General features: G+C 69.6%; 14 protein-coding genes. 9 read left to right on the top strand and 5 right to left on the bottom strand.

The window, feature by feature from the left end:
• Window positions 1-246: 246 nt before the first annotated feature.
• From era to leuA, 4 genes are all read left to right on the top strand, one after another.
• Window positions 247-1,179, top strand: a complete 933-nt coding sequence (gene era / locus VHU88_14790) for a GTPase Era (protein HEX3612950.1) — start codon at window positions 247-249, stop codon at window positions 1,177-1,179.
• A 22-nt stretch (window positions 1,180-1,201) separates the two neighbouring features.
• On the top strand, window positions 1,202-2,416 hold the full coding sequence (locus VHU88_14785; GenBank protein ID HEX3612949.1) for an FAD-dependent oxidoreductase: 1,215 nt from the start codon (window positions 1,202-1,204) through the stop codon (window positions 2,414-2,416).
• 85 nt (window positions 2,417-2,501) lie between these two features.
• On the top strand, window positions 2,502-2,873 hold the full coding sequence (locus tag VHU88_14780) for a DUF4440 domain-containing protein (protein ID HEX3612948.1): 372 nt from the start codon (window positions 2,502-2,504) through the stop codon (window positions 2,871-2,873).
• 203 nt (window positions 2,874-3,076) lie between these two features.
• Window positions 3,077-4,783, top strand: coding sequence for a 2-isopropylmalate synthase (gene leuA / locus VHU88_14775; protein ID HEX3612947.1), 1,707 nt, complete (start codon window positions 3,077-3,079; stop codon window positions 4,781-4,783).
• Window positions 4,784-4,813: 30 nt separating this feature from the next.
• On the opposite strand, the gene VHU88_14770 is transcribed toward leuA, so the two are convergent.
• Together VHU88_14770 and VHU88_14765 are read right to left on the bottom strand one after the other, a co-directional pair.
• Window positions 4,814-5,206 carry a type II toxin-antitoxin system VapC family toxin gene (locus VHU88_14770; protein HEX3612946.1) on the bottom strand — a complete coding sequence of 131 codons (393 nt, stop codon included), beginning with the start codon at window positions 5,204-5,206 and terminating at the stop codon, window positions 4,814-4,816.
• Window position 5,207: 1 nt separating this feature from the next.
• On the bottom strand, window positions 5,208-5,483 hold the full coding sequence (locus VHU88_14765; protein HEX3612945.1) for a type II toxin-antitoxin system prevent-host-death family antitoxin: 276 nt from the start codon (window positions 5,481-5,483) through the stop codon (window positions 5,208-5,210).
• Between the two features lie 152 nt (window positions 5,484-5,635).
• On the opposite strand from VHU88_14765, the gene VHU88_14760 reads away from it, so the two are divergent.
• Window positions 5,636-6,841, top strand: coding sequence for a hypothetical protein (locus VHU88_14760; protein HEX3612944.1), 1,206 nt, complete (start codon window positions 5,636-5,638; stop codon window positions 6,839-6,841).
• Window positions 6,842-6,845: 4 nt separating this feature from the next.
• Here the strand turns inward: VHU88_14760 and VHU88_14755 are convergent, their stop codons facing one another.
• Window positions 6,846-7,268: a nitroreductase family deazaflavin-dependent oxidoreductase gene (locus tag VHU88_14755; GenBank protein HEX3612943.1), complete on the bottom strand. Its 423-nt coding sequence runs from the start codon at window positions 7,266-7,268 to the stop codon at window positions 6,846-6,848.
• An 82-nt stretch (window positions 7,269-7,350) separates the two neighbouring features.
• On the opposite strand from VHU88_14755, the gene recO reads away from it, so the two are divergent.
• From recO to VHU88_14740, 3 genes are all read left to right on the top strand, one after another.
• On the top strand, window positions 7,351-8,112 hold the full coding sequence (gene recO / locus VHU88_14750) for a DNA repair protein RecO (protein ID HEX3612942.1): 762 nt from the start codon (window positions 7,351-7,353) through the stop codon (window positions 8,110-8,112).
• 35 nt (window positions 8,113-8,147) lie between these two features.
• Complete coding sequence (locus VHU88_14745) at window positions 8,148-8,936, top strand: isoprenyl transferase (protein HEX3612941.1); 789 nt, start codon at window positions 8,148-8,150, stop codon at window positions 8,934-8,936.
• 378 nt (window positions 8,937-9,314) lie between these two features.
• Entirely contained in the window at window positions 9,315-10,907 is a 1,593-nt protein-coding gene (locus VHU88_14740) for a hypothetical protein (protein HEX3612940.1), read from the top strand.
• Between the two features lie 8 nt (window positions 10,908-10,915).
• Here the strand turns inward: VHU88_14740 and VHU88_14735 are convergent, their stop codons facing one another.
• A complete protein-coding gene (locus VHU88_14735; GenBank protein ID HEX3612939.1) occupies window positions 10,916-11,311 on the bottom strand; it encodes a transcriptional repressor in 396 nt (131 codons plus the stop codon).
• A 73-nt stretch (window positions 11,312-11,384) separates the two neighbouring features.
• Window positions 11,385-11,729, bottom strand: a complete 345-nt coding sequence (locus tag VHU88_14730; protein ID HEX3612938.1) for a DUF6703 family protein — start codon at window positions 11,727-11,729, stop codon at window positions 11,385-11,387.
• Between the two features lie 70 nt (window positions 11,730-11,799).
• Between VHU88_14730 and VHU88_14725 the strand changes: the two genes are divergently transcribed.
• Window positions 11,800-12,081, top strand: coding sequence for a hypothetical protein (locus VHU88_14725; GenBank protein ID HEX3612937.1), 282 nt, complete (start codon window positions 11,800-11,802; stop codon window positions 12,079-12,081).
• The last annotated feature ends 133 nt before the right edge of the window (window positions 12,082-12,214 follow it).

Genomic DNA, 12,214 nt, shown 5'->3' with positions numbered 1-12,214 from the left:
GGCGCACCACATTCGTCACTGGTCACAGGGCGGGCCGACGGACCTGACAAACACCGTCTTGTTGTGCGACCGGCACCACGACACCGTTCACCACCGCGGCTGGGAAGTCACAATCGCGGCAGACGGAAAACCCGAGTTCCGGCCCCCACCATGGTTGGACCCGCAGCGAAGACCCAGACGCAACCAGCACTGGCTCACCCAGACCGCACTGCACCTGCGCTGAGCCGTGCCTGGGAGGATCCTCTGGTGTCCGCTGAATCCTCCGCCCACCGTTCCGGTTTCGCTTGCCTGGTCGGGCGTCCGAACACCGGCAAGTCGACGCTGACCAACGCGTTGACCGGCGTGAAGGTTGCAATCACCTCCGACCGGCCGCAGACGACCCGGCACACCGTGCGGGGGATCGTCTCGCGCCCGGACGCGCAGTTGGTGCTGGTCGACACCCCTGGGTTCCATCGTCCGCGAACTCTGCTTGGGGAGCGGCTCAACGACCTGGTCCGCGCGACCATCGCCGAGGTCGACGTTCTCGGCATCTGCTTCCCGGCCGACGAGAAGATCGGCCCGGGTGACCGGTTCATCGTCGGCGAGATGGCGAGGGCGGCCCGGCGGGCCCCCGTGGTCGCGATCGTCACCAAGACCGACCGGGCCGGCCGTGAACAAGTTGCCGCGCAGCTGATGGCTGTCTCGCAACTGGGTACGCAGACCGGTGTGGAGTTCGCCGAGATAGTGCCGGTGTCCGCGGTCGCCGACGAGCAGATCGACCTGCTCACCGACCTGCTGATGGCGCGGCTGCCGGAAGGCCCGGTGCTGTACCCGGACGGCGAACTGACCGACTCCCCGGAGGAAGTGATGGTCGCCGAGCTGATCCGCGAGGCGGCCCTGGAGGGGGTCCGCGACGAACTTCCGCACTCGCTGGCGGTGGTGGTCGAGGAGATGATCCCGCGGCCGGACCGCCCCGAGCACTCGCCGCTGCTGGACGTCCGGGCCGAGGTCTACGTGGAACGCGACAGCCAGAAGGGCATCGTGATCGGCAAGGGCGGCGCCCGCTTGCGCGACGTCGGCACCCGGGCCCGGCAACAGATCGAGGCGTTGCTGGGCACGCCGGTGTATCTCGACCTGCACGTCCGAGTGGCGAAGGACTGGCAGCGCGACCCGAAACAACTACGGAAGCTGGGGTTCTGACGCAGAATCAGGAAGGGTAGAAATGACCGGAGCCACCCAGTGCGTCGTGGTCGGGGGAGGCCCCGCCGGGATCGTGTCCGCCCTTCTGCTGGCCCGGGCCGGCATAGCGGTCACGGTCTGCGAGAAGCACCCCGACTTCCTGCGCGACTTCCGCGGCGACACCGTGCACCCGTCGACCCTCGGTCTGCTCGACGAACTCGGGCTCTGGCAGAAGTTCGAGGAACTGCCGCACTCGAAGGTTCGTTACGCGGCGTTCCCTACCCCGGACGGCGAGATGCGGTTCGCGGACTTCGGCCGACTCCGGGTGCCGCACCCTTACGTGGCGCTGGTCCCGCAGTGGGACCTGCTCGACCTGCTGGCCGAGGCGGGACGCACCGAGCCGACTTTCACCCTGCGCATGTCCACCGAGGTGACCGGGCTGATCCGGGACGGCGAAACCGTGCGCGGTGTTCGACTGCGCGGCCCGGGTGGGGCGGAGGAGGAACTCCGCGCTGATCTGGTGATCGCCGCCGACGGACGCACCTCGATCGTGCGGCGCGAGGCCGGCTTGACGCCGCGGGAGTATCCGTGCCCGTTCGACGTCTGGTGGTTCCGCGTCTCCCGCCGCCCCGGCGAGAGCGACGGGATGATCGCCCCGCGCATGCGCGAACGGCAGTTCGCGATCGCGCTGCCGCGCGAGGGCTACTTCCAGATCGCATACCTGGGACCCAAGGGCCGCGACCTGCGCGCCGAGGGCGTCGAGAAGTTCCGGGCCGGAGTGGCTGCAGTCGTGCCGGAGGTTGCCGACCGGCTCGACGAACTGACCTCGATGGATGACGTCAAGATGCTCGACGTCCGACTGAACCGGCTCCCGGTCTGGCATCTCGACGGTCTGCTCTGCATCGGGGACGCTGCCCACGCGATGTCGCCGATCGGTGGCGTCGGCATCAACCTGGCCGTGCAGGACGCGGTCGCCGCGGCCCGCCTGCTCGCCGGACCATTGCGCCGCGGCCGCCCCGAGCCCACGGACCTGTCCCGCGTCCGCAGGCGCAGAATCCCGGCCACGATGGCGATCCAGGGCCTCCAGCGACTGCTGCACCGGACACTGATGCAGCCACTGATGGAGGGCAAGCTGACCGCCCCGCCTGCCCGGCTGATGACCCTGGTCCGGAAGTTCCCGGCCGTCTCCTGGCTCCCGGCCCGCCTGATCGGGCTCGGCCTGCGCCAGGAGCACGCGCCGGAATTCGCGCGGCGCTGAATTTGTCCCTGGACGCCTTCCGATCACGGTGCGGGACCGGCAAGGATGCAGACCAGCGTTTCAGTCACGACGAAAGGGACGGCAGATGGCCGTAAAGCACCCCAGCGACTTCCAGGTCCAGTGGGAAGAGAACTTCAACGCCAAGAACATCAAGGGCATCCTCGACCTCTACGGGCCCGAGTCGATCGTCGTCCCTGAGCCGGGTACGCACGTGCAGGGTCTGGCCGGCATCGAGGCCGCGATTCAGGGCTTCCTGGACATGCAGCCGGCCAGCGTGAGCATCGCCGAGTCCGCCGTGGTCATCAACGGCGACATTGCCGTCTCGTACTCACCGTGGACCGGCACCTTCACCGGCCCGGACGGGGAGTTCCCGCTCGAGGGCCTCGCGACCGTGGTCTTCCGGGACACCGGCGACGGCTGGGTGCCGGTCATCGACGACTTCTGGACCAAGGGCTGAGCCTGCCGACCGAAGGAATTACATTCGTCACCGCCGGCGCCGCGACCCCCGGGGGGCGCGGCGCCGTCGTGTATTCTCCAGGTGTGCTGACGGCGTTCCTCCTTCTTAGCCGCCGCGACGAGGCCCTCTAAGGGCCGGCTCCCTCGTCGCGGGGTTTCTGCTGCGCCTGCCGGACGCGCCCACGACGAGACTCAGGAGCCCCGATGCACCACCCACAGCAGCCCAGCGGTATGCCGATTCACCGCTACGCGCCTTACGTACCGGTCGCGCTGACCGACCGCACTTGGCCGGACAAGGTCATCACGCAGGCCCCGCGCTGGTGCGCGGTCGACCTGCGCGACGGCAACCAGGCCCTGATCGACCCGATGAGCCCGGCCCGTAAGACCCGCATGTTCGACCTGCTGGTCGGCATGGGTTTCAAGGAGATCGAGGTCGGCTTCCCGGCGGCCAGCCAGACCGACTTCGACTTCGTCCGTCAGTTGATCGAGGAAGACCGGATCCCGGACGACGTCACCATCCAGGTCCTCACCCAGGCCCGTGAGGAACTGATCACCCGGTCCTTCGAGTCGATCCGCGGCTCTCGGCAGGCCGTGGTCCACCTGTACAACTCGACGTCAACGCTGCAGCGCCGGGTGGTGTTCGGCCTGGACCGCGACGGCATCCGCGACATCGCCACCCAAGGCGCGCAGATCTGCCGCAAGCTCGTCGAGACGGTGCCCCAGACCGACGTCTACTTCGAGTACTCCCCGGAGTCCTACACCGGAACCGAGTTGGACTTCGCGGTCGACGTCTGCAACGCGGTCAACGACATCTGGCAGCCCAGCGTCGACCACAAGGTCGTCATCAACCTGCCCGCGACCGTCGAGATGGCGACGCCGAACATCTACGCCGACTCGATCGAGTGGATGCACCGCAACCTGGCCTACCGCGACGCGGTCGTGCTCTCGCTGCACCCGCACAACGACCGGGGCACCGCCGTGGCCGCGGCCGAGCTCGGCTACCTGGCCGGGGCCGATCGCATCGAGGGCTGCCTGTTCGGCAACGGCGAGCGCACCGGCAACGTCTGCCTGGCTACTTTGGGCCTGAACCTGTTCAGCCAGGGCGTCGACCCGCAGCTCGACTTCTCCGACATCGACGACATCCGGCGCACGGTCGAGTACTGCAACCAACTGCCGGTGCACGAGCGGCACCCGTACGGCGGCGACCTGGTGTACACCGCGTTCTCCGGCTCGCACCAGGACGCGATCAACAAGGGCTTCGACTGGATGGAACGTGACGCCGCGTCAGCCGGCGTCCCGGTCAAGGACTTCGGTTGGGCCGTCCCGTACCTGCCGATCGACCCGAGGGACGTCGGCCGCAGCTACGAGGCGGTCATCCGGGTCAATTCGCAGTCCGGCAAGGGCGGCGTCGCCTACATCATGAAGACCGAGTACCACATGGAGCTGCCGCGCCGGCTGCAGATCGAGTTCAGCCAGGTGATCCAGCGGCACACCGACACCGAGGGCGGCGAGGTCGGCCCGGAGGCGATGTACCAGATGTTCGCCGCCGAGTACCTCGCCGAGAACGGCCGGATCCGGCTGAACTCGCACCACACGTCCTCGGCCGCCGGTGAGCAGGACCAGCTGTCGGTGAACGTGTTCGTCGACGGCCAGGTGCAGGCCCTGGAGGGCTCCGGCAACGGACCGATCGCGGCCTTCACCGACGCGCTGTCCAAGGTCGGCGTCGACGTCCGCGTGCTCGACTACCACGAGCACGCGCTGAGCGCGGGTGGCGACGCCCGCGCCGCTGCCTACTTGGAGTGCGCGGTGGTCGGCCCCGACGGTCAGAGCGCCGTGGTGTGGGGCGTGGGCATAGACGCGAACATCGTGACCGCCTCGCTCAAGGCTGTGGTGTCGGCGATCAACCGGTAGATCGGGGGCGCCGACCTGGCCTCCATCAGGTCAGGTCGGCGTCACCACAGCGACCCCGTGGGCCTCGGCGGCCACGCCGAGTCGCTCGTCATAGGTGACGATCCCCTCCAGGTCATCCCCGATCGTCAGCGCGCCGGCCAGGTGCAGCGCGTCCAACGACCTCAGAATCGCCGGATCCAGTTCTTCCGCCCGCTCGCAGAGCTGCGTCGTCAGCTGCAGGAGCGTCACGCCGTCAAGACGTTGCCTGGTCGCTCGCAGCGCGCGCGGCGAGTGCCTGCGCGCGGTGCGCAGTGCCTCGATGCGCAAAAGGTCGGTGGCGAACACGTCGGGGTCGGCGTCCTGCGCCCACTCGCGCATCGCGGCGGAGTGATCCTCGGCGACGACCAGCTTCAGGAATGCCGAGGTGTCCAGGTAGAACGCCACCTCACCGCTCGCTGTCCCGCGCCTGCGCGAGCAGTTGGCCCAGCGACGGTGCGCCGGGCGGTGCCGACACGGGTTGCGGAAGATCGCGCAACCTGCGCCGGGCCGGTCGAGCCAGACCCGCCGACACCAGCGCGGTCAAGCGGTCCGACGCCAGTGGGATGAGCGCGGCCACCGGTCGCCCCCGGTCGGTGATCTCCACGACCTCGCCCGCGACCGCTCGCGAAACGACGGCGGACGCATGCTGCTGCAGCGCGCGGATTCCCACCGAATCACCCATGTGCGTCAATGTAGCACCTACTGCCAGTCCGTCGGTTGAGCTTGCGCCAGTGCTTGCCTGCTCTCTCGTTGGTCAACCTTTCGACCGATCTTGGAACCATCCGTCCGGTTGATCCGTCGAAGTGGCGAAACCTCCACTTCGAACGGGGATTGATGGGTTACGTGGAGAATGTGCGGCGCCGTAGGCGGCGTCGGTTGGTGGTGGCGGCGTTGGTCTCGGCGTCCGTGTTGTCCTCGGGGACGGCCTGGGGCGAGGAGACGGACGAGGCCGATCCGACCTTGCTGGCCGGGCAACTGGCCGACACGACCGGTCAGGTGTTGTCCGGGGCAAGCGTGCTGGTGTCGGCCTGGCCGCGGAATGAAGCGGTGCACCGGTTGCCGATCGGCGGCGAGTTCGACCTGACGCCGCTGGGCCGGACCGTCACCGACGGCGCCGGTCGGTACCGACTGGTCGCGCCGCCGGTGGCCGCCGCGCTCAGCGGCGAGAACGGCCTGGACCTGCAGTTGGACGTGTTCCGAGACGGTCGGCACTGGACGTGGCTGACACAGGTCGTGCCCGGTCGAGGGGGCTGGGCACGAGCGGTCGCCGGGTCAACGGCGCAGGTAGCGAGCCACGCACTCGACGTGGTCCTGGACCCGGCCGGCGGCGAGCAGTTGCTCGGCGCGCTGCCTGCCTCCGGTCGGTCCGCCGTCGCCGATCGCTCGTTCCGCTGGTGCCCGCGCTATCGGAAGGTCGACACCAAGGTCGTGCCGGAGACCGTGGCGACCGCGATCGTGCGCAACGGTGCCGTCGGGCATGTCACCTACACCAGCGAGGCCCGCACGGAGAGCACCACCGGGGTCTCCTACGACGGCGGGATGAGCTTCAACGTCTCAGGCACTCGCACGCGGGTCTCGCACCTGGACGCGCAGTGGGCGCCGATCACCTCGGGACCGGGCCGGACCGTGGCCCGCGATTACATCGTGGGGTGGGAGCACACGGTGCTGCGGCAGGAGTGCCTGGGTCTGCGTGGCGGTTGGCGCGACGGGCCGCAGGTCGTCACCTCGGCCGATCGGGCCAGCGGTTACGCGCTCGATCCGGACTCCCGGCATCCGGTCGACTGGGACTGCGCCGACCCACGTCGCAGCCAGCCCGCCAGTGCGGTGGTCGCCACGGAGTCCGAGCGCGCCCACACCTACGACGGCGACTTCAGCTTCGCGCCTATTGGCCTGGGCAGACTGACCGGCCGGGCCACCAGCGGTTACAGCAAGGACGCGAAGGTGGAGTACGACTTCAGCCGCGAGAACCCGGGCATGTGGTGCGGCGACACCGGATTCCCCACGGACCCGGGCCAACTGGTCCAAGCGGTGGCGGGATGAACGATCAGCTTCGGTCGAGCGCCAGCACCGGGATCGTGCGGATCCCAGCGGTCTTCTGCTCGTACTCCGCGAACCCGGGCATCGCAGCCACCTGGTTCGCGTAGATCCGATCGCGCTCAGCGCCGGTGAGCTCGCTGACCTTCACCACGAAGGTCTCGTCGCCCACCTCGACCGTGGCTGAGCCGGCGGCGGTCAGGTTGCGGTACCACTGCGGGTGCTCCGGCGCACCCGCCGCGGAGGCGATGACGTACATGCGGCCGTCGGCCGCCGGCTGGTAGACCAGCGGTGTCTCGAACGTCTTGCCGGACGACCGCCCGACGTGGTGGACGATGATCATGGGCGCCCCCGCGAACGGGCCCCCGACCTGGCCGTCGTTGGCGCGGAACTCGGTCATGATGCCGCGGTTCCACTCTGCGTAATCGCTCATGAGGAATCCAACCGCAGGACGCGACCGCAGATTCCACGGCCGCCTCACTGTCGGTGTCGGTGCGCTGAGGAACAATGCCGGTGTGAGCTACTACCGTGACAACGGGGTCGTCCTGCGCACCCAAAAACTGGGTGAGGCGGACCGGATCGTCACGTTGCTGATGCGTCGCCACGGCCGGGTCCGACTGGTCGCCAAAGGCGTGCGGCGCACCTCGTCCCGGTTCGGTGCCCGCCTGGAGCCGTTCAGCCACGTCGACATCCAGTGCGTGACGGGCCGGTCGTTGGACATCGCCACCCAGGTCGTGACGTTGGACCCGTTCGGCGGCATGCTGTCCCGCGACTACGCGCGGTGGACTGCCGGTTCGGCGATGCTCGAGGCGGCCGAGAGGTTCGCCGAGAACGAGGGCGAACCGGCGTTGCGGCAGTACCTCCTGCTGGTCGGTGGGCTGCGGGCGTTGGCGCAGACCCCGCGCGACCCGGTGCTCGTGCTCGACGCTTTCCTGATCCGGTCGCTGGCACTCGGCGGCTACGCGCCGAGCTTCGACGCGTGTGCGGGTTGCGGGGCGCTCGGTCCGCACCGGTTCTTCACGATCCCCGGGGGCGGGGCGACCTGCGCCGCGTGCCGGCCGGCGGCCTGCGCGGCGCCCGGAGCCGACACGCTGATGCTGTTGTCCGCACTGCTGAACGGCGACTGGGACACCGCCGAGGCGGCCGAGGGCCGGGCCCGACGCGAGGCCAGCGGGTTGGTGGCGGCGTACCTGCAGTGGCACCTCGAGCGGGGGCTGCGGTCGCTGCGGCACGTCGAGCGCGACGGGCAGTTGGAACCGGGCGCGGCGCAGGCATGAGCCGGCAACACGAGCGAGGAGCACAAGCGAAAACCATGCGCAGCTACGCGGCCCCACCACCGCACCCGTCCGGGGCCCGGCCGCCGCAGGTGCCCACGGATCTGATCCCCCGTCACGTCGCCATCGTCATGGACGGCAACGGCCGGTGGGCCAAGGCCCGAGGCCTACCCCGGACCGCCGGTCATCAAGCCGGCGAGACGGCCCTGCTGGATGTGATCCGCGGCGGCATCGAGATCGGCGTCGAGTGCATCTCCGCGTACGCGTTCTCCACCGAGAACTGGAAGCGCACCCCGGACGAGGTCCGCTTCCTGATGGGCTTCAACCGCGACGTCATCCACCGGCGGCGCGAGGAACTCGACGCGATGGGCGTCCGGGTGCGCTGGGCCGGTCGGCGCCCGAAGCTGTGGCGCAGCGTCATCTCCGAGCTGGAGCACGCCGAGGAACGCACCCGCGACAACGACAAGATCACGCTGCAGTTCTGCGTGAACTACGGCGGGCGGGCCGAGATCGCCGACGCGGCAAAGGCGATGGCAGCCGACGTCGCGGCCGGACGACTGAAGCCGGACCGCATCAACGAGACCGTCTTCGCCCGTTACCTCGACGAGCCGGACCTGCCCGACGTCGACCTGTTCGTCCGCAGCTCGGGGGAGCAGCGCACCTCGAATTTCCTGATCTGGCAGAGCGCTTACGCCGAGATGGTGTTCCTCGACACGTTGTGGCCGGATTTCGACCGCCGGCACCTGTGGCATGCGATCGAGCTCTACGCCTCCCGCGACCGCCGCTACGGAGGCGCGATTCCCAACTCGGAAAACAATCTGACATAGCGTCAGAAAAAAGGCCAGACAGGGCTGGATATTCAGTTACCTAAGCAATCCTGAGATAGTTCCGACATTGTGTGCAGAGCCGCGTGTCGGTCACGTTTGGACAACGCCTCGCCTGCCTAGCCTCCGGTTGTAGGACAAGCGCGGGAGGGCCAAGAAGTGACACCGGAAAGCGGGCGAGATGTTCGCCGCCCGTGCGGTCACCGGCAGTCGGTGGCAGGCCGCCGTGCGCGGCCGGCCACCGGCCTGCTTCTCGTCGCCGTGATGACGACGATGCTTGCGATCGGGCAGGGCTCGGCTGGGGCTGGTAACCCCTCCGCTGCCGTTCTCGACGCGGCTCTGGCCCCCATCCCGCAGCCGAAATCCGCTGCCACGGATTCGGTGTCCCGTTCGGCGCGGGGTCGACCGCCGGCCGTCCGTGCCACACGGTCGGCCCCCGCCCCCGGGGCAGCCCAGATCCTGCCGCACGGGACCGTCGACCGGGTCGACCTCGCCCCCGGCGACGCCCAGGCGGACGCCGGAATCCTCGACCGACCCTCGATCAGCGCCGACGGCCGCTACGTCGCGTTCGCCACGCTGGCCAAGAACCTCGGCGCCTCCGGTGTCCGACGGTCCCAGGTGCTCGTCCGCGACCGGCAGAGAAGAACCACGACGCTGGTCAGCGCCACGCCCTCCGGTGCGCCCGGCGGACAGGCCAGCACCGGGCCGGCGATCTCGGCCGACGGCCACTACGTCGCCTTCGAGTCCTACGCCACCGACCTCGTGCCCCAACCGACCCGGCCCGGGGTCGGCCACGTCTACCTGCGCGACCTGCGGACCGGACGTACCACCCTGCTGACCGCCGGCCCCGGTGTCGCCGCCGACGACGACAGCGGTTCGGTCAGCATCGACTCCGCCGGCGACCGGGTGGCGTTCGACTCCCGGGCCGGGAACCTCGTGGCCGGCCACAACGACGACACCCACCGGGGCGAGGTGTACGTCTGGGACCGCAACGGCGGTGGCGTCCGCCAGATCTCCCTCGATCCCACCGGCGGCCCGTTGGCGGCCGGCAGCGCGGGCCCGTCGATCAGCGCCGACGGCAACAAGGTCGCGTTCGTGGAGGCCGGCACCCGCGGTGGTACCTGCGAGGACGCCTACGTGAAGGACCTGGTCACCGGTCTGGGCACGGTGGCCAGCGTGGCCACCGACTCCGCGGGCGGCTGCGGGCACATCGAGGACGTGGCGATGTCCGGCGACGGCAAGCACCTGGCGTTCGCCACGAGTTGGCCGCTGTCGTCCGCCGACCACGACTTAACCCCGGACGTCTATGTGCGCGACCTGACCGCGAACACCACCACGCTGGTCAGCGAGCGGAAACTGCCCGGCCTGCTCGACGAGCGCGGCGCCAGTTACGGTGCCTCGCTGAGCTACGACGGCCGCTGGGTGGCCTTCACCTCCTTCGCCGACGACCTGGGCGCCGGCCACGTGGCGCGGACCGACAGCGCCTACCTGAAGGACATGCGGACCGGCGCGATCCGGATGATCGCCGCGGTGCCCGGCCACCCGTTCCCCGGCGGTTCGAGCTTCGGGGTCTTCCTCACCCCGGACGCCGCGCACGTGGTCTTCGCCTCCGCGGCGGAGAACCTCGTCCCGGCCGACAACAACCACGCCGGCGACGCGTTCGTGATCGACTGGTCCGGTCCGGCCTACCCGGCGGCGCAGACCCCGGTGACCGCGCCGCTGGTCCCGCCGCACACCCAGATCGACGTCGGCCCGGTGGGCAAGGTCGCGGCCGGACTGCAGCGGTTCGTGCTCACCTCCGACACGGCCCCGACCTGGTTCCAGTGCAGGTTCGACGCCGGGCGGTGGCACCGCTGCGGCAGCACGGTCACCTGGAACGCCAGGCCGGGCAAGCACCGGTTGTGGGCCCGCGCGGTGGACTCGGCCGGGCACGTCGACCCGGCGCCGGCCTCGCGGGTGTTCGAGGTCGGCTGAGACACGCTTTAGCAGTCGGCGCAGCGGCCGAAGATCTCCATCGTGTGGCTGACCTCGGTGAATCCGTGTTCGGCGGCGACCCGGTCGGCCCACTGCTCCACGGCCGGTCCCTCGACCTCGACGGCTCGGCCGCACACTCGGCAGACCAGGTGGTGATGGTGTCCGCGGCTGCAGCGGCGGTAGACGGACTCACCGTCGTCGGTGCGCAGCATGTCGACCTCGCCGACCTCCGCGAAGCTCTGCAACGTGCGGTAAACGGTGGTCAGCCCGACGTTCTCGCCGCGGCGGCGCAGCAGGTCGTGCAGTTCCTGGGCGCTGCGGAAGTCGGTGACCGAGTCCAGCGCCGCGGAGACGGCTGCGCGCTGCCGGGTAGTCCGCTGCATGCCGACGGTGCCCTCGCTCATGCTGCCTCCTGCACCATCGGCGCGACCACGATGCTGAACTTGTTGGCAATCGTTGTCAATTCCAACAGCTCGCTCAGACGGCCTTGAGCACCCCGACGACCGCGATCCCCAGCACCACGATCGCCCGGATCATCCGGCCGCGCGGCGGCGTGACCGGCCAGAAGGCGACCAGCAGCCAGCCCAGTACGCCGGCCACTGCCAGCAGCAGGACCATGCCCACGATCCCGCCCGTGATCAGGCCGATCAGCAGCAGGATCGCCGAAGTCACCGGCAGCACGAACTTGGGCAGCCCGAGCAGCAGGGCCAGGCCGGTCGCCGTGGAGACGGCAACGCGGTTGGCCACCGCTTCGGCGGGCACGACGTTCTTCGGCCGGCTCGGCGGCCGGCTCGGTGGTCGCCTGGGCGGTCGGCTGGACATGGGCACATCCTGCCGGCGTCGATGCGGAGCAGGCAGCTGCGGGTGAGTGACGGCATGGCAGGCTGTCCCGGTGCTGCTGGTCGCCCGCCTGGAGAAAGTCACCGACTCCGCTGCCCTGGCGGCTGACGCCCAGGTGGCGTTCGCGGCGCTGGCGACCCGTCCGGGCTGGGTGGGCGGACGTCTCGGGCAGGCGGTGGACGATCCGGAGTGCTGGGTGCTCACGGCCGAGTGGACCGACGTGGGAAGTGGGCGTCGCGGGCTGACCGCGAGCATGATCCGCGCCGCCGTGATGCCCCTGACGTCGCGTTTCGCCGACGAGCCGTGCACTTTCGAAATCATCACCCGTGTGTGAAAGAACATGATCCATTTCCGACGGGTCGACAAACGTGAGAGTCAAGACAACTGACGCTCCGTCAGAAACGCCGACAGGGGTGTCGGCAGGCTCGATCCGACGGTAAGGTGCTGCCTCCACCGCCATAGCGCCT

This window comes from Sporichthyaceae bacterium (assembly GCA_036269075.1).
GTDB lineage: Bacteria > Actinomycetota > Actinomycetes > Sporichthyales > Sporichthyaceae > DASQPJ01.
The sequence above is the reverse complement of the archived record's forward strand: the minus strand, read 5'-3'. Positions and strand labels throughout refer to the sequence as shown.